The organism is Fluoribacter gormanii, from assembly GCF_900156395.1.
GTDB lineage: Bacteria > Pseudomonadota > Gammaproteobacteria > Legionellales > Legionellaceae > Legionella > Legionella gormanii.
In genome coordinates this window covers 17,055-37,938 of the sequence record NZ_FTNL01000025.1, presented here as the reverse complement: position 1 = coordinate 37,938, position 20,884 = coordinate 17,055, and the positions used below count along the sequence as shown (strand labels likewise).

Below are 20,884 nucleotides of genomic sequence, written 5' to 3'. Positions count from 1 at the left end.
ATTATAGGGTGTATTTATTAACTGATTATTAAGAAAATCTTAATGTGTTTAAAATATGGCCATAAAGATTTAAATAAAGTAAATGGCTAAAATAATTCCTATTTCATAGAGAAGGCAGAGGGGTACAGCAAGCATGATTTGCGAAAAAACATCGGGTGGAGTCAGGAGCATGCCTACGATAAAAGCGCCAACAATGACATAAGGTCTGATTTTTTTTAAGGTGATTATCTCAATAATTTTTAAGCGTACCAGGACAAAACAAAGCAAGGGTACCTGAAAGCAAAATCCAAAGATCATCAGCATTCTGGTGATAAAATCCAGAGCATATGCCATGTCAGGCATATAACGCACTCCCTTAGGTAAGGCGTGTGCAAAGAAATGAAACATGAATGGCAATACCAGATAAAAGCAAAACAACGCTCCCGCAAGAAACAGTAAAAGACTAAAAATTAGGGCAATACGTAGCGTAGTTTGTTCTCTTTGATAGAGTCCGGGACTGATAAAACGCCAAATTTGAAACAAAGCAAAGGGCGCGCTCAGTAACATGGCCGCGTCAGCAGCAAGTTTTAGTGGGGTAAATATGGGTGATGTCACATGCGTAGCAATTAAACCTTCTTGAGCTGAAAGCGTATGAAGTAGTGGGTGAACCAGCGCTTGGTATAAATCATTCGCGAGGAAAAAGAAAATAAAAAATAAGCAGCCGAACCAAATGAGGGTTTGTAATCCACGCCGTCTTAGTTCTAAAAGGTGATTTAACATGGGATCTGTAAGAATATAAATGGAAGCTTTTTATTCCCCCTCTCACGCATTGAGAGGGGGAGGTTTCTAAGCTTCGGCAAGTTCTTTAATTCCTGTGTTTTTAGTTCCAATTTTCTCGGGTCGAATTTCTCTTAAACGATTAAATTGATCGACAAAAACTACGGTAGGAACCAGGCTGGCGCATTCTTCTTCTAATACCTGAGTAAAGGAGGCAATAATGATTAAATCGCCGGGAGTTACCAAATGTGCTGCTGCTCCATTAACACAAATTTCAGTAGATCCTGGTCTGCCGGTAATCGCATAAGTCTCAAAGCGTGTACCTGCAGTGATATTCCAGACATTGACTGCTTCATAAGGTAAGATGTTTGCTGCCTTAAGCAGTTCAGGGGAAATAGTAATGCTTCCCTCATAATCCAAATCAGCTTCAGTGACACACGCACGATGGATTTTGGATTTTAACATTTTTCTATAAGCCATAGTGATTCCAGCATTGTTCATAGTGGGCGAATTTTACACCAAATTTTGACGTTTATGCTATATAAATTTGTCACTTGTATTCAAAGCATGCTGCGCCCAGCTTGGGGAAAACCGGGAGCTTTCTTCTCCTTATCCAGGCTACTTTTTATTGAGGATGCGCGTTATAATTGGCTTTTACTTTACGGGGATCAATAGTGAGGCATAGCCCGCGCAAGCGTTTTGGCCAGAATTTTTTACAAAATCGACATATTATTGATGGCATTCTACGCGCTATTAATCCACAAGCAGACGATAATATGTTGGAAATTGGTCCTGGGCTTGGCGCTATAACTGAGCCATTATTGCGCCGTTTAAATCGTTTGACAGCGGTTGAAATCGATACCGATTTACAAAAATATCTTGCAGCGCTGCCTATTGCACAAGGTAAATTGCATTTGATTGCTGCCGATGCGTTAACTCTTGATTACAGCCAATTTGGTTCTCGGTTACGTGTGGTAGGTAATTTACCTTATAATATCTCCACACCGTTACTTATTCATTTATTGCAGTATGTGTCCTGTATCGAGGACATGCATTTTATGTTGCAAAAAGAAGTAGTAGAGCGAATGGCGGCACAACCAGGTAGCAAAGCTTATGGGCGATTAACAGTAATGTTGCAATATCATTGTGCTGTAGAGCATTTGTTTGATGTTCCCCCTGAGTCTTTTGAGCCACAGCCTAAAGTAGATTCAGCGGTAGTTCGTCTTGTGCCCCATCGCGTTTCCCCCTTTGAAAAGGTTTCTGTTACGCAGTTAGAGCGTTTGGTGGCTAGTGCATTTTCCATGCGTCGTAAAACGTTGAATAACAACTTAAAAGGAATCCTAACGGCTGAGCAATTATGCACTTTGGGTGTTGATGGAAGTAAAAGACCAGAACAAATTTCCATTGCGGAATATGTTCAACTAGCGAAATTTATTTCTAATTAGTGTAAAATTAATCATCATGGATATAATTTTTCCAACTTGGAGTTATTAAATTATTATGGAGATGGCTTTGTTTCATCGTCAACGTCAGCGTAAAGGTTCTTTGTCCTCACAAGGTAAATCTTTAAAAGATTTAACTCGGATCGTCAATACGAATCTTCTTTTGTCGGAAGACAAAAGACAGATCTTATTGAAAAAGATGCGAATGTTATCTGGTCTGGAAACGGCTCGGTATGATAGTTTATGTGGCATTCTTATCGATAATTTAGTTCACTATTGCCAAAATTTGCCCGAGACAGCGAACAGTTATTACTCGCAGCAAGGCGGTTTGATCGATCATGCTCTGAACCGTACAGAAGCGGCATTGAGTCTTTTTCAGGAATTCATGGTGCAGGAGCAACCGGATTTACTATCTGAAGAACAAAAGCTTTGGCAATATGCTCTTTTTTCAGCCGCACTTCTTCAAGGCATAGGCAAGTTATTTGTTGATTACCGGGTTAGTTTTTATGATCTAAACGGTCAGTTTTTAAAAGAATGGAATCCTTTGCTTGAAAGTATGACCAGTACAGGGATTTATTACTTTTACGAGTTTCAAAAAGAACCTGAAATAGAATTTCGATGTCGTCTGAATTTGTTATTGGCAAGAGCAATAATGCCAGGAAGTGGTTTTGCCTGGATCGCTTCTAATTCTGAAGTGCTTGCAGTTTGGCTTGCATTATTGAATGAGGATGAGCGCTCTGCTGGCACTTTGGGTGCCATATTAATTCGAGCCGAAGCAATAGCGATTCAGCGTTATTTGCTTGAATTTATGTCACGAGGTATTGTCGCAACTTCTGGTGGAGGGCGTTATCGGGCTGGTACTTTTTCTGATGGCCAGCCAGAAACCTTATTAGAGAAGGAACAGGCCGTCGGTATGGATTTTATCCAATGGATGATTAAGGCTTTAGACTCAGGCCGGATTATGATCAATAAAGCTCCTTTATTTATGGTACCCGGAGGTATGTTGATGTGTGCGGAAATGTTTCAATTATTCGTACGCGAACACCCTGAATATAAAAATTGGCAAGCGGCACAAAATGGATTTGTATCTTTGGGTTTACATAATCGTGCTGCTGATGGTGGCGTATTAAGTCGATTTGAGACTAAAAATCAAATGGAGACAGGAGTTGTATTTTCCAAGTATGCACTTGCTTTACCTGAATCTGTAAAAGTGGTTAATCCAAATACAGGTAAAGTAGAGTCCATGTCGGCAACGGAATTGATTCATAAAGCACAATTTAGCAGTCAGTTTATCCAGCAACAAAATATTGGTTTGACTAACTCGTTGCATAAATTAGATGCCGCAGGAAAATGGCATGCGATTGAAAACGAAGGGAGCGCATTGAGGCCAGGAGCAAAAAACGGTGCCTGATTATGCAATTGGTGATGTGCAGGGTTGTTACGAGCCGTTACAACGACTGTTGGAATTAATCGATTTTGATGATAAGGCGGATCGCTTATGGTTCGTTGGCGATTTAGTGAATCGTGGACCTGATTCCTTAGCTGTTTTGCGTTTTGTCAGTTCCTTACCTGTTATGCCAAGAGTTACTTTAGGCAATCATGACTTACATCTATTAGCCTCATTATTTGGTAATCGGCCGTGGAAAGGTCATGATGATACATTGCACGAAGTCATGCAGGCCAGAGATGGTGAAGCACTCGGGCATTGGTTGAGAAAGCAATCCATTTTGTATTACTCACCAGAACTTAATGTGGTGATGTGTCATGCTGGAATTTGTCCTTTATGGGATCTGCCACATGCAATCCAATTTGCTAAAGAGCTTGAAGAAGTGCTTGCGGGCGATAGATACCGCGACTTTTTATCGCATCTATATGGCAATCAACCGGATATATGGTCTGACGATTTGCAAGGGATGGACAAACTGCGGGTGATTACTAATTATTATACACGCATGCGTTTTTGTGATGCCAAAGGAAAACTCGAGTTGAGTTATAAAGGGACTATTGCTCAAGCGCCTGCAAATCTTTATCCTTGGTATGAAGTACCCCATCGTAAAGAAATTGATGTGAATATTGTTTTTGGGCATTGGGCTGCTTTAATGGGGAAATGTCCTCATCCTAAAATTCATGCAATAGATACTGGATGTTTGTGGGGTGGCCAATTAACTGCATTGCGCTTGCAGGATATGCAACGATTTGCAGTGTGGAACAAAAAATGATGTTACTAAAAAAATTTAACTCCGTTCGTTTATCCTATAAGCGATGGCCTGTTTTTGGCAGCCTGAACGATATAAAAACTTTGTTTTTTCGACACTGCTTATCTGCGAATTACGTCCCGCTCCCACGAGTTGTTTTCGGGGGTGCCGGCGGAATCTGGGAGTCTCACAACGCCATTGGATCTCGTGTACAAGCCACGAGACGTAGGCAAAGAAAGGCCATTACTTTGTTCTCACTCTGTTGCCTGTTTGGATCTAACTCCTGGTCACTTCCTAGTGCAGAAGATGTAAACGTAAAACACGCAGAAGAACGGCTACAAAAAGCGATAGAGAATCCAGAGTTTATGTTGCACAACTGGATAGAGCTGCCAACCTCTCCTGCCTCTCGAAATAAAATCATCCACCAATTGAGCTTAAGAGAAGCAATTTTATTGGCTTTGCGATATAACCCCAATATTCAAAATGCCGAATTGGATCGAATTGTACAGCGTTATCAATTGCGTTTGGCACATAACCAGTTTGAATTGCAATATGCGTTGGGTGCTTCTGGAGTAATTCAAAAAAGTAAGTTTAATGGCGTGGGTAGTGATACCACACATACGCTCCTTGGCAGTCCTGAGTTTAATTTGAAAACAAAGCTTGGCACAGAAGCTAATTTATCGATAAATAATAACGTCAATGAAAATAACAATTACAATCCTGTTTTGAATTTTTCTTTGACCCAGCCTTTATTACGTGGTTTTGGAAAGGCAGTGAATGAAGCAGCCCTTTTAGATGCTGAGGATAACGAATGGCTGAACAAATTGAACTTGCAGCAATCTGTTGCGGATCAAGTCACCCAAGTTATTGTGGCCTATCGCATGCTTATTTTAAGTGGAAATAATTTACAGAATCAGCGTTTGCAATTAAAAGAGGCAAAGAAATCGTATGAAATTAATGAAAAAAAAATAAAGGCGGGCCAATTAGAGCCAACGGGTAATATTCAGCAGTCGTACCAAATTGAATCATTAAGTTTGATGGTAGAGCAGGCAGAAAATGATTTCGAAACTTCAGCGCAGGATCTGTTGCAGACAATTGGACTGGATCCGGAAATGCATATATCTGTTCCTAGCGACGTCGCGCTAGATAAGCTTGCCGTTCCTGATTTGCAACAATCTATTGAACAAGCATTGAGTCATAATACGGTTTATTTAGCACAAAAGATGACATTACGAGCTGATGAACGAGCTTATAAAGTGGCTAAAAATCAACAATTATGGCAGCTGGATGTGTCCGGTAATATACAAAGTGGGGTTGTTAATGATGTGACAGGCGTGAATGGTGGATTTAATGGCATTTATAATGGAAATAATATAACGGAGGCCGCTCGTGTGACATTAACGGTCCCTTTGCATGACATCAGCCGCCGCAGTCAATTAATTAATGCCAAAGTGCGCTTGGAAAAAGACCGGTTAAACTTACTTGCTACAAAACGAGCATTAATAACCAATGTAACTAATACCATCAATAATATAAGAAGTTTAGCCAAACGTTATCAATTAGCTCTAAAACAAGTGAAATTAGCGGAGCAATCTTATGCATTGGAGAAGAAGAAACAACAAGCGGGTATATCCAGTGCGTTGGATGTGAATAATACTCAAAATCAACTGATTCAAGCACAATCTGGATTAATCAATGCAAAAATTGCATATCTAAATCAGATATCAAACCTGCAAAGAGTTTTGGGAACAACGCTGAATCATTGGCAAATTAAATTAAGGTATGGTGGATGAATAGGTATTTAAACACGTCAAAAGTCATCATTTTATTTTTAATCGGGTTTCTTGTGTCTTCATGTGGTCACCATGAAGAGCAAAAAAAAGTAGTATTGCATCAGTATAAAGTCGAAGAACAGACTTTGCATAAAACACTGCATTTTACCGGAACAGTACAACCGTTACATGAAAATACTATAGCCAGCCCAATGGAGGCGGTGGTCGAAACAATGAATTTTCATTATGGACAATTAATCAAAAAAGGCGATGTGATTTTAACTTTAAACTCAACCGAATTGCAGCGACAGTTTAATGATACTTTAACAGAATACTTAAAAGCCAAAGACAGTTACACCATAGCTAAAGCCAAATTTGTTGGGACTCAGGATTTATGGGATGCGGGTTTATTATCCAAAAATAATTACTTGAGCGAGAAATCAAATGTGGATACGGGACGGGTTACTTTAATGCAATCCACGCGGAAACTGATGGAAATGTTGGAAAAGCTTGATGAAAATAGCCCCAAAAATTTATCTGCATTAAGTTTGGCTGATTTCGATAAGATAAAAAAAATTTTGGCCTCAAATCATAACGTGATTCGTTTAAAATCACCGCGAGATGGAATCTTGTTATACCCACCTAAAGCAGGTGAGGATAAAAGTGTACGTGTTACTGTAGGCTCGACAGTTAAGTCAGGCCAGGTCATTGGCTTGATCGGTGATTTATCCGGAATCAGTATTGAAATTGACGTCCCAGAAATCGATATAACCCAAATCCAAACAGGTATGGATGCTCTAGTGAGTGGAGTTGCCTTTGGTAAATATCAATTAAAAGGACAATTGGTTGCCGTGAATGCACAAGCATCAAACAATAATGGATTACCCTTTTTTACCGCAGTAGTTGAAGTTAAGAAATTAAGCCCTCAAGAACAACAATGGATCAAAGTAGGTATGAGTGCATCCATCGAATTAAGTGTGGATAATGGCAAGCAGCTCATTATCCCTATTGCTGCGATAAAGCGAGAAAAAGGGCAAAGTATCGTTACGTTACAAAGCAAGTCAGGGGCTCTAGAAAAACGAGTAATTACAACAGGGGCAGCACAGGCAGACTCAGTTGTTGTCGAGACCGGTTTAAAAGTCGGTGATGTGGTGGTTTATGAGTGATCTTGTTATTAACTCCAGTCCAAGTAATACCTCATCTGATGATGTGTCAGAGGATACAAATATTCTTGAGAAGCTGTTAAGTCGCACAATGACATCGAACCTTAGTCATACGAAAAAGACTCAGCAACCGCTTATGATGCTTTCGGATATTGTAAAGACTTATCATCTCGAAGGAATTAGTACCACAATATTAAAAGAAGTGTCTCTGACGGTCTATGAGGGCGATTTACTTGCTATTGTAGGCGCTTCTGGTTCAGGTAAATCGACGTTGATGAATATCCTGGGATTACTGGATAAAGCAGATAAAGGAACCTATCTATTGAAAAATCGTAATGTGGCTGCTTTAACAGATGATGAAGCCGCCGAATTACGAAATCAAAATATTGGTTTTGTTTTTCAGCAATTCAATTTATTACCAAGATTTAGTGCGATGCAAAATGTGGCGTTGCCGTTAATTTATCGCGGTGTTGGGGCTGCTGAAATTAAGGAAAGGGTGCTCGCCGCACTTGAACGAGTAGGAATGCGTCAATATGCACAGCACCGACCCACCCAATTATCTGGGGGACAACAGCAACGTGTAGCCATTGCTCGTGCATTGGTAACCGAACCCCAAGTAATTTTGGCAGATGAACCAACCGGTGCACTTGATTCACGTACCGGTACTGAAGTAATGAATTTATTTTTAAGTTTGCACGCACAAGGGCGTAGCATCATTATGATTACCCACGATGAACAGATCGCTGCTTTGTGTCAGCGAAAAATTACTCTGGTGGATGGTGTGGTAATGACGGAGACGGGTTCATGAATTTTTCCGGACATTGTCAGCAAGCTTTAGTGAATTTGACTGCCGCCAAGTTGCGTTCCTTTTTGGCAGTTTTGGGCATTTTAGTGGGTACTGCAGCAGTTGTTGCATTAATAAGTTGTGGTCAGTTGGCTACAGAAAAAGCATTAGCTCAATTTAAGGCCTTAGGTACGGATTTATTAGCAATAGCTGTTTATCCAAAAACCACAGATAAATCTTCTGGCAGTATGGAATCAATCTCTGCCGCGCAATGGGAACAGATGTCGGATCGTATACCCTATATTATCGACATGGCACCTTATAGCACTGCCTATCAACCATTAAGTTTCCAAGGAAAATTAATGCAAGGAGCAGTCATCGGGGCCGATGAGCATTTGCCGAAAATTGTTCATATCAAATTAGCCGCGGGACATTTTGTTTCTTTTGTTGAATCATATGAGCATTACTGCGTTATTGGTGCAGGTTTAGCACGACAAATCAAGGAGATAAGTTTTGATGATCCAATAGGAAAGCAATTACGTATAGGGCATTCTTTATACACAATCATCGGCGTGGCTGAACCTTGGAAGGAAAATGGGTTTTTCAATGAAGACATCAATCAGGCTGCAATTGTTCCATTGGCTGGCATTAGTCTGATTAGTAAAGAAGCGAAAGTAAATAATGTGGTTCTGGAATTGAAGCCTGATAGTCCCATAGATGAAGTAATTGAGGAAATAAAGCAAATGGTTGGCTCAATTGCTCCCAAACTAAGTGTTTTTTCACGTAGTGCAAAGCAAATTATTGCCAGCATGGAAAACCAGGGGCAAATTTTTACCTTATTACTGGCTGTGATCGGAGGAATTTCGCTGTTGGTAGGAGGAATTGGCGTGATGAACGTCATGTTGGTTTCAGTAAGCGAACGGAGAAAAGAAATTGGTATTCGTAAAGCGGTTGGAGCCAAAAATAGTGAAATTCAAGCTTTGTTTTTAGTCGAATCGGTCATACTTTCTTTATTGGGAGGCATACTTGGGGTTATTCTAGGATTAATCTGCACCCGTATTTTGGCTTATTTTAGTGATTGGAATTTTTCAATCTATCTTTTGCCTCCTATAGCAGGCTTTTTGGTATCAGCTGCCACTGGAATTTTCTTTGGCTTTTATCCTGCCCGGCGTGCTGCAAAGTTGGAACCTGTGGTTTCTTTGCGTAGTGAGTAAGATGTATGCGTTTACGCTCTATTGCACGGAATTTATAAGTACTTTATGATGAAAAAATTATTTTCATCTAAATGGACTTATATATGGCAAAAAGATCTCTAGGAGTGCTGGTCCTAACAGCAGGTATTGTCTCCTCTGCTTTTGCTAATACTGTAGAATTTTTTAACCTGGTCTTGCAATTACAGTTAACCCAAGAAGAAAAGGCGGATTTAACAGCTTTTATGGAAGCACTTTAATGCTCACTGTATAATTCTTGACGTTGGTGGCCTGGACAGAGGCCCAGTAGAACTGCCACGACTTAGATTTTTAGTCGTTCCCGCGCAGGCGGGAACTTATTTCTAATCAAGCACAATAGCGGTGCGAGAATAGATTCCTGCTGTTGCGGGAATGACAACAATTCATAAGTCAATGGTAGTGAGGTACAGCGGCAACTTGAGTTCTTTCAGGATTTTACTGTTCAACGAGGCGGCTTGTTTTTATAATAAATGGTCTATCTTAAATATTGAGATGGCAATTAAGTAACAAAAAAATCAGGGGGATAGGCTATGAAAAAATGGGGACTTGCGATAATCGCATACGTTCTGGTACATCATGTTGCCTTCGCACAACAGAATTGGAATGATTGGGTCGCTGGTGTTCGAGCGGAAGCATTGCAACAAGGAGTTTCACCAGAAACTTTTGATAAGGCGTTTGCAGGTATCCATGAGCCAAGCCATCAAATTAAGGGTTTTTTACGCTCCCAACCCGAACATCGACTCACGTTCATTAAATACCGTAATACACGCGTTGATAATTACAGAATTGCTATAGGACGTAAGGAATTCAAGAAGAACCAAGAGGTCTTGGAAGCTGTGGCCAAAAAATATGGGGTAAATCCCTGTTTCATCGTTTCATTTTGGGGAATGGAAACCAGTTATGGTACTTATATGGGTAATTTCCCTGTAGTAAAAGCGTTAGCCACCTTAGCTTATGATTCCAATCGTAAAGAGTTTTTCCGTAAAGAATTATTTATTGCTTTGCATATCTTGGATGAAGGGCATGTAGATTTAGCCGATTTCAAAGGTGAGTGGGCAGGTGCCTCAGGTCAACCCCAGTTCTTACCTTCAAGCTGGGTGAAATATGCGGTTGATTATGATGGTGATGGGCGAAAGGATATCTGGAGAAGTAAACCTGATGTCTTTGCTTCAATTGCAAATTACATGAAGCAAAATGGATGGCAAACAGGTGAGCCTTGGGCTATCCAAGTCAAATTACCTCGTAAATTCGATATGGCTCTGGAAGGCAAAACCATTGTGAAGCCTGTGAGTGAGTGGAATGCACTGGGTGTGCGTACAGAAAATGGTGAACCATTGCCTTATCAGAATCTGCAAGGCAGTATTGTTCAGCCATTAGGTGGCCCTACCTTCCTAACCTTCCCTAACTATAAGATGATTTTGCACTATAATAATTCAATATATTATGCAGGAGCTGTAGGTTATTTAGCGGATAAAATTTGCCAAGGGCAACAAAGGTAGCAGTATGGACAATTATCTTGATAAATCAGCCAGTTTAACCCCTTTAGCTAAAAGGATAATCTGTGATAAAGCCACAGAATATCCCCACACCGGAGCATATAATTCTGTCATGACCAATGGCACTTATTTATGCAAACGTTGTGGTTTAGCCTTATTTCGCGGCTCAAGCCAATTCAGCTCCGGGTGCGGCTGGCCAAGTTTTGATGATAATATTGTTCATGCAGTAAAACAGGTCCCTGATCGTGATGGCCAACGTATGGAAATCCTTTGTGCGCGCTGCGACGCTCATTTGGGACATGTCTTTACTGGAGAATACTTTACCCAAAAGAATTTACGTCATTGCGTCAATTCCGCTTCAATTGATTTTGTTGCAGACAGTCAGGTATTGGATACCGAGGAAGCCATAATGGCTGGTGGATGTTTTTGGGGAGTAGATCATTTTTTAAAACAAATGCCCGGTGTGCTGCGTGTTGAAGTGGGTTATACCGGAGGGGTTACTTTAGAACCGAGTTATGATCAAGTCTGTCATGGCAATACTGGGCATTATGAGGCAGTACGTGTTATTTATGATAGAACTAAAACCGATTATCATCATGTATTAAAGCGTTTTTTTGAAATCCATGATCCCACCCAGAAATCGGGGCAAGGCCCTGATATAGGCCAGCAGTATCAAAGTGCCATATTTTATTATGATCAGGAGCAATTAGCTGAGGCAGAAACTTTAATCCAAATGTTGCAAAAAAGAGGCTATCACGTTGCAACTCGCCTTTTTCCAGTACAAACATTTTGGCCGGCAGAAGAATACCATCAGGATTATTATGCCAAACATCATAAAGCACCTTATTGTCATCAACCAGTAAATCGTTTTGGCTAGGATCTTGGGGTGTAGGGGTACGAATATGGAATTTACTTTTCGAATTGCTAAGAAAAAAGATAAAGAACAAATTTTTGGTCTAATCAAGAAGCTCGCTGAATATGAAAGAAAGAAACCGGAAGAGATTCATTTGACCTTGGACAAAATTGAATCGCATGCTTTTGGCCGCAATAAATATTTCTATGTTTTATTAGCTGAATATAAGAAAAATCCAGCCGGTTTTGCTTTATATTATTTCTCTTATTCCGCCCCATCAGGTGCACCTGTTCTTTATGTTGAGGAGCTTTTTGTTGATGAGCTTTATCGGAATTATGGCCTGGGTACGTCATTGTTATCTCATCTTGCACAGTTGGCACTTGAGAAGGAATGTTGTCGCATGGAAGGGCATGCGTTTACCTGGAATAAAAAAGCCATTGAATTCTACGAATTTATCGGGGCTCATCCGCGTACGGATTTGTTACAATTTCGTTTATCGGGCGAGCATTTGCAAAAATTAGCCGCACAAAAATAGAGACTTTACTGAGTTCCGCTTTTTCATAGCCATTGCCAAGAAAGCAAATGCAAACAATTAGATTGTAATGGAAAAATAAGTAACGCAAGAATGTACATGTCATAGAGTATGCCAATTAAAATACGATATCCAAAAACCATCAAAGCCAGTGTCCTTGATCATCAGTTTTTGTCATCCCCGTGAACGCGGTAATTTTTTTACATGCAGCACTGAGCCACTCTAAAAAAGGATCTCCGCATTCGCGGAGATGACAAAGGGAAATGGATTACAAGCATCTTAGTGAGTATTTAAATGCATATGTTCAAATCCTGAAAAAGATAAACTATGATGTTTTCTTTGAGCCGGTATACTTGCATCAAGACACAACGAGGGAAATTGTGTCAACAGGGCTTTAAAAATACTGTGCATCTCAATGCGTGCCAACTTTGCACCAAGACAAAAATGACTGCCGTAGCCGTAGCTGAAATGCTGAGCTTGCTTTTCCTCGAGGTTTATGGTTCCTGGGTCTTTAAAATAATGTGGATCACGATTAATTGCGTGTGTTGATATGAAGATCACCTTGCCTTTTTCAATCAACTGATCGCCAAGCATCGTTTCATTTTTAGTGACCCGGAAAATAAAAGTTACTGCGGGATCTAGGCGATTGCATTCCTCAATATACCCATCGAGTAGATTGAGATTATTCCTTACTTGTTGCCAAAGCCCTGGTTCATTGAGCAAAATGAATAAATTATTACACAGCTGATCGGTTGTTGTTACTTGCCCTGCAACCAGCATCATAATGGCTTGAGAAATAATTTCATCATCCGTTAACCCAAAATGGGCTTGATGCTCTAGTAAGATACTCAAAAAATCGTGTCCTGGTTTTTGTCGACGATGGACAATTAAATTAGAAAAGTAACGATACAGTTGTTTGGCACTATGATTTACCTTAACACCATCATCATCTCTATAGCTGGTTGAGCCACCAAAAAATTGAGTCATATTATTGGACCAATGATAAAAATCAAGACGTTCACTATCTGGAATTGCAAACAATTCCGCAAGCGTTACCGAGGGGATGATTTGAGCAAGTCCAGTAACAAAATCAAAAGGTTGCTCTGCAGTAAACTCAGCCAGACAGTTTGATATTGTTTTTTGAATTAATGGTTTTAGTTGTTCCAAAAAGTTGTTGCTAAATCCATGATAACAAATTCGTCTTCGAGAGGTATGTTCTGGTGCATCACTCATCACCATCATCTGGCTGACCACTTTAAAAAAATCAGTAATTAACGACAAATTCATCTCGGGCATGCGTGAAATAAAAAAAGGTGAGCGGTCGCAAGTAAAATCCTCGCTTGTGAGGATCTGCTTGGCCAATTTATAGGAAGTAATCACGAAAAATTTACCGGGTTCCCACCAAAACAATTCACCCATTTCTCGTAAATGATTGCTGAATTGTTCCGGAGTAGTAGTTTGCTTTAATTGCATTAAAGTATAGGGCTTCATAATATTTGGATCCTTCTTAAATGTCTTGGGCTATGACGATGAATGGCATTGCGACCATGTAGGAGTGAAAAATTATCGGCAAGTAAAAAATCACCTTGTTGCCATTGGTGTTGATATAGATGTTGAGGAGCCCGCATGCTCTCGCATAAAGCGGATAAAATTGCATCTGATTCATCCTTATTTTTACCAATTATTTTAACGTGTACGGGATTCAAATAGTCTTCGCCTACTGGTTCAGCAAATCGTAAGATAACCTCTTGTGTGTCTGGATGAGTGTTGATTAAAGTACGAGTAATTGTCCCTCCATAATGTGCCAATTTCTCGGTATGAAAGCCGAGGGAGTAGAGGTGCCATTCCTTTTTTTGTGCGTCGCTTGCACTCTGCCAAACCGTTTCTGTGTTTACAAATAGGGTTTCGCCACCACTTCCAGGACGAGGCGCTTGCAGGCAATGAAAAAGCAGAAAACGAGGTTCTTGATGAAAAGCCCCGTCCCAATGCAATGGGACATCTCCCTCTGTAAATAGATAGTTTTTGGGTTTTTGATCAACTTTCATTTCCATTACCGGGCCAAAATCCCATGAAAGCAATTGGGCTTGCTTTTGGCAATAATGGAGCAAATCATCACGTTCCAGAAGATTGAAACCACGTAGAAGGACGATTTTATGCTGAGTTGTCAGGTTTAAGAGCATTTCCAACGATAGCTCAGTCAGATTGCGATGATGATCTGCATGGAGCAGATATGGGACAAATTGTTTAACATTACTCATCAACAGGCCTCCAATACATAATGATCATTGTTTAATCGTGCTCCCAATTGTTCGGCTTCTCGTCTTTTTATGAGCTGCCAACCATCGGCGTTTTTAAGTAAAACATTATGCCAAGGCGTGCCCCACCGATTCGATGTGGGAAGAAAGTGAATTCCTATTTTCTCTGAGCCACAAGGTTGAGGGTGTATCGACAACCGAACGGATTGTGGGAAATAATTAGCTAATAATCGTGACCAGGCATTGGATCGGCGCATTACTTCATAAGCAATTCGTTTCGCTTCCTGCCGTGTTTTGCTTTTTGTTTGTTGTGGTTTTAAAGCAAATTGATCCTCCGTAATAAAACGGTGAATACCATTAAATTGATAGCGAGTGCTCGGATCAGTTGCTATATGTTGTTTTAGTTCATCTAAAGTTTGGCCAAACTCGATCATTAATAATTCACGCATAATCTGATAGTTATGGCAGGGATATAACTCATCAAGTGAAAACGTTGATAGATGAGTTAGTTGATAATCTTCGATGATTTGTTGAATCCCTTTTTGGTAGACATCTACATGAAGATCGCTTACCAAAACCAAATCGTTAAATACGCGACCATCAGAACAAATGATTAACTTAATACCAACAGGATAAATTTCTTGCATGGTATGACAGATTTGATTCAGGTTGCTCAAGCTAATGATTTCACCTCGATCAGGCTTTTCTGAAAGCGTTTTCTGCCTATTGGCTGATTTTGCAGGGAACGCAGGAAGAATCAGCGTTAGGGGTCGTTGCTCCCTTACTGCCTGTTGAATTTTTTCTTGCGGATGACGAATGCATTCAGAACATAAAATTCCGGTGCACTTTGTCTCGGCTAACTCACTAATTCGTCTTTGATTGAGCAATACGTCTAAAAGCGCAGTTGTTGTTTTTTGTACCGTATTTATGGACATACTTTACCCTCCAAATTGTTTTCCTTAAATGTAACCAGATGGCAGTGAAGTGGAACCTGGGATAAGAACGTTTTTTCTATTCATACCCGACTCCTTTCTCTGCACCTAGGTAAACGTTTCCACATTCCATTGGAGTAAACAGATTAGGTAAAATCTATATAAATTGATAATATTAAGTTTTGATAAACTTAATAAAAAATAATTATGGATATTGATTTTGATGTGCTACGGGTTTTTGTTGTAGTAGTCGATTGCGGCGGATTCAATGCTGCAGCACGGGTCTTATTTAAAAGTCAGCCGGCGATCACATCATCAATTAAGAAATTGGAAGAACAGTTAAATTTGGTATTGTTTGATCGCAATCATTACCGACCGGTACTCACAACAGAAGGAGAAAAATTATATCGTCGGGCTCAGTCTTTAATTGGTCATTGGAAGAATATCAGCCAATTTGCAGAACAACTGCAGTCTGAGGCAGAAAGTGATATTACGATTGCCATTGATGTATTTTTTCCTTTATCAAGCCTGAAAAATCTTCTGAGGCATTGGATTTATTCATTCCCCAATACCCAATTTCATTTTCTCTCTGAATCAATTGGAGGCGCTTGTGAGCGGTTATTGCGAAATCAGGCTGATTTGATTATTAGCGAAAATTTAATCACAAATAAGGCAGTCGAGGTGATTCCGCTTCGTTCGGAGTTTCTGGTCGCAGTTGCGTCTCCTGAATTTATCCAATATTACAATGCGCAATTAGGTGATTTAGATACACTTTCTGAATGCATGCAAGTAATTCTGCGTGATTCATCACAATCTGATTTTTCATTTGGTGTTATTGAACACGGACGCCGATGGACAGTAAGTGATGTAACGGCTAAGAAAGATATAATCGTTGCGGGTCTTGGCTGGGGTAGATTGCCGTTGCATCTGATTACCCAAGAGTTAGCTGATGGCCGGTTAGAGTGTTTACAAGGGCATCATTTCGATAGACGATTAATTACTTTAGCCGCGATTCGATTACAAAAACCAGCCAGAGGACCGGTTGCAGAAGTACTGTGGCAGGACTTAAATAATAAGAATATTGTAAAATTTGAACCATAAAATTTGAGAGTAAGAAACCCTTCCTCTCAATGCTATTGGAGGTAATTAGCCCATCAGCTTAAACTTTGCAAAGCTAAATAACAAATTCGTTAGGGAAACAATCAAAGCTTAAAAGCTGAGTTATACTTATACATAATGAGCTTCGTGTGCAAATAACTATATTTTAGAGGAAATGTATTATGTCTCCACCAAAAGACGAAGAAGACATTCCATTAGTTCCCCCGCAACAAACTGTGCAAACATCGACACAAGTAGAAGCTTTAAGAACGGCTGAAGAAGAAGAGCTGGCGAGCAAAAAAAAGAGCGTTCGTATTCAAAGCGAACAAGCTGAAGCGCTGCTGGCAGCCTATAAAGAACATTGTGGGGCCAAATGGTTCAAAGATCATCCACCTGAGAGGGATGAAAACGGTCGATTGAGTTTATCTTTTAAATCAGATGAAGATATGGCTTCATTTTTTGAAAAGCAGGCAAAATCAGGACAAAGCTTTATTATGATCGATGCGGAAACCAATAAAGTTATTGCCTATTCAAATGGCGATGGGAAGCTATACCAAACAAGCAAAGATGGTCCCAAAGAATATACAGGGGGTTCTTTGACGCCTAATAAAGAAGCGATGAACGATCTTCCTGATTTCGATGGTTTTACCCTGCCTGCAAAAGGTGAGCCCCAGGAGGAAATGGGGGCGAGGCTTCAGTAAAACTAAAGCTTAAGGCAACGGTTCTTTTTTATATTGCTCGTCGGCTTCTTTTGCTTTGCGCTGATTTTCTTGTAATTGCAGCGCATTAAGTTGTTGTTGCCAGAGCATAGCAGCCTGCATTTTAAGCTGGTTAAACGTTTTTACCAATAATCCTAAATGAGTCGCCAGCATAGGGAGTTTTTTGGGGCCAAATACAATGAAGGCAACAATAAAAATGACCAGAAGTTCGCCGCTGCTCATGAGGGTTTGTTATCCTCTTTGGGGGGCTCATTGGTTTGATTATCATTCAAAGCATTGCGGAAATTTCTAATCGCTTCACCAAGATCTGTGCCTATAGTTTTTAATTTGGAAGTACCAAAAAGAGCAATAATAATGACTAGAATTAACAATAAAGAAAGAGGGCTGATTCCACTTAATCCCATGTTTAGTTCCTCGTGTTATGGTTAATAAGTACAAACAGTCCTGTCAAAATAGCTCCCGTAAGGGCAAGAGGAGTGAGCTGTTTGTGATGGATAAGATGCAAATAGTCAAGCAGGCTTACTAACAGTAAAGAAAGTCCAGCGCCGATTGCAATACTGTTCCAATGGACTGCTGGTTTTTCATTTTCAGGCTGAGCATTAGCACGTTCTTTATTTATTATTAATTCTTCTTTTTTAAGCTCTAGAAAATCAAAGAGCAGTTTCGGCATATGCGGCAATTGCTCCGCAAGAAAAGGCAGATTTCGTTTTAATTGGGTGAAAAAAGCTTTAGGTCCTATTTGATCCCTGAGCCATTTTTCAAGAAAAGGTTTGGCTGTAGCCCATAAATCCAGGTCAGGATAGAGTTGGCGTCCTAAGCCTTCTACCGCAAGAAGCGTTTTTTGCAATAAAATCAGTTGCGGTTGTACTTCCATATGAAAACGGCGAGCAACCTGAAAAAGACGCAATACCACTTGTGCAAAAGAGATGTCTTTTAAAGGTTTTTCAAAAATAGGCTCACATACAGTTCGAATAGCACTTTCAAATTCATCAACACGGGTATTACGTGCAACCCAACCGGATTCAACATGCAGCTCGGCTACCCGCCGGTAATCTCGATTAAAAAAGGCCAAGAGATTTTCTGCTAAATAACGTTTGTCATTGTCATTTAATGTACCCATAATGCCAAAGTCAATGCAGATATATTGTGGGTCTTTGGGATTGTTATAAGAAACAAAAATATTTCCTGGATGCATGTCTGCATGAAAAAAACAATCACGGAATACTTGGGTAAAGAAAATTTCTACCCCGCGCTCAGCCAGTTTCTTTATATCAACTCCATGTGCTTGCAGGCTTTTGAGATCGGATACAGGGATACCATGAATTCGTTCGAGCACCATCACATTGGAGCGTGAATAATCCCAATAGATTTCTGGAATATACAAGATAGGAGAATGCTCAAAATTACGTCTTAATTGAGCTGCATTAGCAGCTTCTCTTAATAGATCAAGCTCATCAATTAAGGTATGTTCAAATTCTGTTACAATTTCTTTTGGTTTTAAACGTCTAATCTCAGGCCAATAGCGATCTGCCCATTTTGCAATAGTATGCATAATGCTCAAGTCTTGCTCAATAATGCGTCGCATGTTAGGTCTAAGCACTTTGACAATCACTTCTTCGCCTGTTTTCAAAGTGGCTGCATGCACTTGCGCCATAGAGGCCGATGCCAAAGGTATCGAATCAAATTCAGCAAAAACCTCATATGGAGACAAACCATAAGCTCTTTCAATAATAGTCATCGCCTGCTCACTAGGAAATGGCGGGACTTTATCTTGTAGTTTGCTAAGTTCAATCGCTATATCCATGGGCAGAATGTCAGGACGAGTAGACAGTGCTTGACCGAATTTAATAAAAATAGGCCCCAATTCTTCCAATGACTTACGAAGCGCTTCGCCATGCGTTAACGGTTCCTTACGAAACCAATTCCATGGATTTAAATAAACAATGAAGCGTAACGGTGCAAATAATCTCAATGACACGACTACATTGTCTAGTCCGTTTTTGGCCAGAATGTAATTAATATGAATAAGACGGATGAGCTTTTTAATTGATTTCATAGCGGCTTATTAGTTGATTAACATGAGCTTGCAAGCGTTCAACGCTTAAAGATAACTCGTCGACTTCAGCAAAAAAATCTTCCAGTTCATATTTTGTCGGCATGACTCGTAATTCTTCTTGCAGATATTCCGATACATTTTGCTGCAAGGATTCATCCAGTTTCTTTTTGAATGCCATTCCCTTGCGTACAAAAGAACCAATTTGATGGGCAACGACATCACCAGTAAAATGGGCGAGATGTCCCTCCCAATCAATATCCATCTCGTCAAACAGTTTTTTTACTTGTTGACCTAATTCAGTATCTCCCGTCATGCGAATTTTATCATTAAACAAAGAGCGGGCCTTTGATGCTGGTAATAAACTCAAGCGGATTAAACCTAAAGGGTTACTGTGAATTACCGTGTCTGCTTCTCTATCGTAGCAATCCAGTAAGACAATCTCTCCATCTTTAAAATGAATGAAAAAATTAACGTTTAAAGGGCTGATAATTATTTCAAGGGTTTTATTATCAAAAGCGTTCAGCCTGGCTGGCATCTGTTCATCCAGTTTAGCAGCTTTGTTTATGGCTATTTGGAGAGCTTTTAAGGAGTATTTTTTTAACATAATGCACTCAATATTTATAGGCAATGTGCAAGGCAACGATACCACCACTGAGATTATCATAGTGACAGTCTTCGAATCCTGCATTCTCAATCATTTCTTTTAGTTTGGTTTGATTGGGATGCATGCGAATGGATTCAGCAAGGTATTGGTAACTGGCTTTGTCTTGCGCAATAAGCCCCCCTATTTTAGGTAAAATATTAAACGAATACCAGTCATAAATAGGTTTTAAGCCAGGGAATGTGGGTGTTGAAAATTCAAGAATCATCACTTTTCCGCCGGGTTTGCACACACGATACATCGAACGAAGTGCTTCTTCCTTGTCGGTTACATTTCTTAAGCCAAACCCCATAGTAATACAATGAAAACTATTATCAGCAAAAGGAAGGCATTGAGCGTTACCTTGTACGTAATCAATATTCTTATACAAGCCTTCATCTAATAAACGATCACGTCCTACATTTAGCATGGCTGAATTAATATCAGCGAGAACAACTCGGCCAGTATCACCGACTTTTTTACATAACAAACGTGTTAAGTCGCCACTGCCACCTGCTAAATCCAAGACAAATTGTCCGGGACGTACCTGGCTATGACCTACAGTGTAGCGCTTCCACAGGTGATGGATGCCTAAAGACATTAAATCATTCATCAAATCATAGTTTTTTGCCACGGAATGAAAAACTTCAGCTACTTTCTGTTCTTTCTCATCCCAGCCTACAGTAGAGTAACCAAAATGGGTTTTTTTTTCTTGCTCAGTCATCAGGGAACACGGATTTGTTATTTAATGCCCCATATTAACTGATCTTTGCCAAGATACCCAGCCCTGCATAGATACATTTTCAATGTGGACTCAGTCAGGATAGGAATTTATAAATTTTATGTCATGGTATTTGATTGTGATTGAATTATTAATTTTCATTAACTTATTAATCAATAAATAATATCTATAATTAAATATAAATTTATTGTTAAACAATAATTATTGGTGTAGTCTTAGC

At 39.9% G+C, this 20,884-nt stretch carries 23 protein-coding genes; 13 read left to right on the top strand and 10 right to left on the bottom strand.

The annotated features are described in order from the left end of the window. Window positions 1-69: 69 nt before the first annotated feature. The gene (gene tatC / locus BW930_RS14190) at window positions 70-759 is read right to left on the bottom strand and encodes a twin-arginine translocase subunit TatC (protein ID WP_058468594.1); all 690 of its coding nucleotides are present in this window, start codon (window positions 757-759) and stop codon (window positions 70-72) included. 66 nt (window positions 760-825) lie between these two features. After that, complete coding sequence (gene panD, locus BW930_RS14185) at window positions 826-1,236, bottom strand: aspartate 1-decarboxylase (RefSeq protein WP_058468593.1); 411 nt, start codon at window positions 1,234-1,236, stop codon at window positions 826-828. Window positions 1,237-1,430: 194 nt separating this feature from the next. Between panD and rsmA the strand changes: the two genes are divergently transcribed. From rsmA to BW930_RS14135, 11 genes are all read left to right on the top strand, one after another. Further along, window positions 1,431-2,201 (top strand): 16S rRNA (adenine(1518)-N(6)/adenine(1519)-N(6))-dimethyltransferase RsmA, encoded by a 771-nt coding sequence (gene rsmA, locus BW930_RS14180; RefSeq protein ID WP_058468592.1) that lies wholly within the window; start codon window positions 1,431-1,433, stop codon window positions 2,199-2,201. Between the two features lie 55 nt (window positions 2,202-2,256). Further along, window positions 2,257-3,609: a conjugal transfer nickase/helicase domain-containing protein gene (locus BW930_RS14175; protein WP_058468591.1), complete on the top strand. Its 1,353-nt coding sequence runs from the start codon at window positions 2,257-2,259 to the stop codon at window positions 3,607-3,609. Next, window positions 3,602-4,417, top strand: a complete 816-nt coding sequence (locus BW930_RS14170; RefSeq protein ID WP_058468590.1) for a symmetrical bis(5'-nucleosyl)-tetraphosphatase — start codon at window positions 3,602-3,604, stop codon at window positions 4,415-4,417. The genes BW930_RS14175 and BW930_RS14170 overlap by 8 nt, the downstream gene beginning before the upstream one ends. Next, complete coding sequence (locus BW930_RS14165) at window positions 4,414-6,186, top strand: TolC family protein (RefSeq protein ID WP_115266125.1); 1,773 nt, start codon at window positions 4,414-4,416, stop codon at window positions 6,184-6,186. The genes BW930_RS14170 and BW930_RS14165 overlap by 4 nt, the downstream gene beginning before the upstream one ends. Continuing rightward, entirely contained in the window at window positions 6,183-7,331 is a 1,149-nt protein-coding gene (locus tag BW930_RS14160; protein WP_058468589.1) for an efflux RND transporter periplasmic adaptor subunit, read from the top strand. The genes BW930_RS14165 and BW930_RS14160 overlap by 4 nt, the downstream gene beginning before the upstream one ends. An 88-nt stretch (window positions 7,332-7,419) precedes the next feature. After that, complete coding sequence (locus BW930_RS14155) at window positions 7,420-8,136, top strand: ABC transporter ATP-binding protein (protein WP_409365669.1); 717 nt, start codon at window positions 7,420-7,422, stop codon at window positions 8,134-8,136. Then, window positions 8,133-9,326 (top strand): ABC transporter permease, encoded by a 1,194-nt coding sequence (locus BW930_RS14150; RefSeq protein WP_058468588.1) that lies wholly within the window; start codon window positions 8,133-8,135, stop codon window positions 9,324-9,326. Before BW930_RS14155 ends, BW930_RS14150 begins: the two co-directional genes overlap by 4 nt. Window positions 9,327-9,409: 83 nt before the next feature. Beyond that, complete coding sequence (locus tag BW930_RS17205; protein ID WP_154668522.1) at window positions 9,410-9,562, top strand: hypothetical protein; 153 nt, start codon at window positions 9,410-9,412, stop codon at window positions 9,560-9,562. 309 nt (window positions 9,563-9,871) lie between these two features. Beyond that, the gene (locus BW930_RS14145; RefSeq protein WP_058468587.1) at window positions 9,872-10,840 is read left to right on the top strand and encodes a lytic murein transglycosylase; all 969 of its coding nucleotides are present in this window, start codon (window positions 9,872-9,874) and stop codon (window positions 10,838-10,840) included. Window positions 10,841-10,844: 4 nt separating this feature from the next. Beyond that, the gene (locus BW930_RS14140) at window positions 10,845-11,714 is read left to right on the top strand and encodes a bifunctional methionine sulfoxide reductase B/A protein (protein ID WP_058468586.1); all 870 of its coding nucleotides are present in this window, start codon (window positions 10,845-10,847) and stop codon (window positions 11,712-11,714) included. Window positions 11,715-11,739: 25 nt separating this feature from the next. Further along, a complete protein-coding gene (locus tag BW930_RS14135; protein WP_058468585.1) occupies window positions 11,740-12,225 on the top strand; it encodes a GNAT family N-acetyltransferase in 486 nt (161 codons plus the stop codon). Window positions 12,226-12,501: 276 nt separating this feature from the next. Here the strand turns inward: BW930_RS14135 and BW930_RS14130 are convergent, their stop codons facing one another. The 3 genes from BW930_RS14130 to BW930_RS14120 are packed head-to-tail and all read right to left on the bottom strand — an operon-like array spanning window position 12,502 to window position 15,412. Further along, window positions 12,502-13,713, bottom strand: coding sequence for a cytochrome P450 (locus tag BW930_RS14130; protein ID WP_058468584.1), 1,212 nt, complete (start codon window positions 13,711-13,713; stop codon window positions 12,502-12,504). Next, window positions 13,710-14,480 (bottom strand): TauD/TfdA dioxygenase family protein, encoded by a 771-nt coding sequence (locus tag BW930_RS14125; RefSeq protein WP_058468583.1) that lies wholly within the window; start codon window positions 14,478-14,480, stop codon window positions 13,710-13,712. The genes BW930_RS14130 and BW930_RS14125 overlap by 4 nt, the downstream gene beginning before the upstream one ends. After that, complete coding sequence (locus BW930_RS14120) at window positions 14,480-15,412, bottom strand: isocyanide synthase family protein (protein WP_076547575.1); 933 nt, start codon at window positions 15,410-15,412, stop codon at window positions 14,480-14,482. The genes BW930_RS14125 and BW930_RS14120 overlap by 1 nt, the downstream gene beginning before the upstream one ends. A 204-nt stretch (window positions 15,413-15,616) precedes the next feature. Here BW930_RS14120 and BW930_RS14115 point away from each other — a divergent pair, with 204 nt between their 5' ends. Together BW930_RS14115 and BW930_RS14110 are read left to right on the top strand one after the other, a co-directional pair. Next, window positions 15,617-16,510 (top strand): LysR family transcriptional regulator, encoded by an 894-nt coding sequence (locus BW930_RS14115; protein ID WP_058468582.1) that lies wholly within the window; start codon window positions 15,617-15,619, stop codon window positions 16,508-16,510. Between the two features lie 179 nt (window positions 16,511-16,689). Beyond that, window positions 16,690-17,208 carry a hypothetical protein gene (locus BW930_RS14110; protein WP_058468581.1) on the top strand — a complete coding sequence of 173 codons (519 nt, stop codon included), beginning with the start codon at window positions 16,690-16,692 and terminating at the stop codon, window positions 17,206-17,208. 9 nt (window positions 17,209-17,217) lie between these two features. Here BW930_RS14110 and BW930_RS14105 read toward each other — a convergent pair whose 3' ends face one another. Genes BW930_RS14105 through ubiE form a run of 5 tightly spaced genes read right to left on the bottom strand, consistent with a single transcriptional unit; the run spans window position 17,218 to window position 20,646 of the window. Continuing rightward, on the bottom strand, window positions 17,218-17,448 hold the full coding sequence (locus BW930_RS14105; protein WP_058468580.1) for a Sec-independent protein translocase subunit TatA/TatB: 231 nt from the start codon (window positions 17,446-17,448) through the stop codon (window positions 17,218-17,220). Further along, window positions 17,445-17,630, bottom strand: coding sequence for a twin-arginine translocase TatA/TatE family subunit (tatA, locus tag BW930_RS14100; RefSeq protein WP_058468579.1), 186 nt, complete (start codon window positions 17,628-17,630; stop codon window positions 17,445-17,447). The genes BW930_RS14105 and tatA overlap by 4 nt, the downstream gene beginning before the upstream one ends. 2 nt (window positions 17,631-17,632) lie before the next feature. Beyond that, entirely contained in the window at window positions 17,633-19,282 is a 1,650-nt protein-coding gene (ubiB, locus tag BW930_RS14095; RefSeq protein ID WP_058468578.1) for a ubiquinone biosynthesis regulatory protein kinase UbiB, read from the bottom strand. Next, window positions 19,269-19,886 carry a ubiquinone biosynthesis accessory factor UbiJ gene (locus tag BW930_RS14090; protein WP_058468577.1) on the bottom strand — a complete coding sequence of 206 codons (618 nt, stop codon included), beginning with the start codon at window positions 19,884-19,886 and terminating at the stop codon, window positions 19,269-19,271. Before BW930_RS14090 ends, ubiB begins: the two co-directional genes overlap by 14 nt. 7 nt (window positions 19,887-19,893) lie before the next feature. Continuing rightward, window positions 19,894-20,646 (bottom strand): bifunctional demethylmenaquinone methyltransferase/2-methoxy-6-polyprenyl-1,4-benzoquinol methylase UbiE, encoded by a 753-nt coding sequence (ubiE, locus tag BW930_RS14085; RefSeq protein WP_058468576.1) that lies wholly within the window; start codon window positions 20,644-20,646, stop codon window positions 19,894-19,896. Window positions 20,647-20,884 lie beyond the last annotated feature (238 nt).

Coding starts and splice junctions, on each gene's coding strand:
- BW930_RS14155 (WP_409365669.1), top strand. CDS start 7,420: ATGACATCGAACCTTAGTCATACGAAAAAGACTCAGCAACCGCTTATG.
- BW930_RS14150 (WP_058468588.1), top strand. CDS start 8,133: ATGAATTTTTCCGGACATTGTCAGCAAGCTTTAGTGAATTTGACTGCC.
- BW930_RS14120 (WP_076547575.1), bottom strand. CDS start 15,412: ATGTCCATAAATACGGTACAAAAAACAACAACTGCGCTTTTAGACGTA.
- BW930_RS14115 (WP_058468582.1), top strand. CDS start 15,617: ATGGATATTGATTTTGATGTGCTACGGGTTTTTGTTGTAGTAGTCGAT.
- BW930_RS14165 (WP_115266125.1), top strand. CDS start 4,414: ATGATGTTACTAAAAAAATTTAACTCCGTTCGTTTATCCTATAAGCGA.
- BW930_RS14160 (WP_058468589.1), top strand. CDS start 6,183: ATGAATAGGTATTTAAACACGTCAAAAGTCATCATTTTATTTTTAATC.
- BW930_RS14145 (WP_058468587.1), top strand. CDS start 9,872: ATGAAAAAATGGGGACTTGCGATAATCGCATACGTTCTGGTACATCAT.
- panD (WP_058468593.1), bottom strand. CDS start 1,236: ATGGCTTATAGAAAAATGTTAAAATCCAAAATCCATCGTGCGTGTGTC.
- tatA (WP_058468579.1), bottom strand. CDS start 17,630: ATGGGATTAAGTGGAATCAGCCCTCTTTCTTTATTGTTAATTCTAGTC.
- BW930_RS14105 (WP_058468580.1), bottom strand. CDS start 17,448: ATGAGCAGCGGCGAACTTCTGGTCATTTTTATTGTTGCCTTCATTGTA.
- BW930_RS17205 (WP_154668522.1), top strand. CDS start 9,410: ATGGCAAAAAGATCTCTAGGAGTGCTGGTCCTAACAGCAGGTATTGTC.
- BW930_RS14140 (WP_058468586.1), top strand. CDS start 10,845: ATGGACAATTATCTTGATAAATCAGCCAGTTTAACCCCTTTAGCTAAA.
- BW930_RS14110 (WP_058468581.1), top strand. CDS start 16,690: ATGTCTCCACCAAAAGACGAAGAAGACATTCCATTAGTTCCCCCGCAA.
- BW930_RS14135 (WP_058468585.1), top strand. CDS start 11,740: ATGGAATTTACTTTTCGAATTGCTAAGAAAAAAGATAAAGAACAAATT.
- ubiE (WP_058468576.1), bottom strand. CDS start 20,646: ATGACTGAGCAAGAAAAAAAAACCCATTTTGGTTACTCTACTGTAGGC.
- tatC (WP_058468594.1), bottom strand. CDS start 759: ATGTTAAATCACCTTTTAGAACTAAGACGGCGTGGATTACAAACCCTC.
- BW930_RS14090 (WP_058468577.1), bottom strand. CDS start 19,886: ATGTTAAAAAAATACTCCTTAAAAGCTCTCCAAATAGCCATAAACAAA.
- ubiB (WP_058468578.1), bottom strand. CDS start 19,282: ATGAAATCAATTAAAAAGCTCATCCGTCTTATTCATATTAATTACATT.
- BW930_RS14125 (WP_058468583.1), bottom strand. CDS start 14,480: ATGAGTAATGTTAAACAATTTGTCCCATATCTGCTCCATGCAGATCAT.
- BW930_RS14175 (WP_058468591.1), top strand. CDS start 2,257: ATGGAGATGGCTTTGTTTCATCGTCAACGTCAGCGTAAAGGTTCTTTG.
- BW930_RS14130 (WP_058468584.1), bottom strand. CDS start 13,713: ATGAAGCCCTATACTTTAATGCAATTAAAGCAAACTACTACTCCGGAA.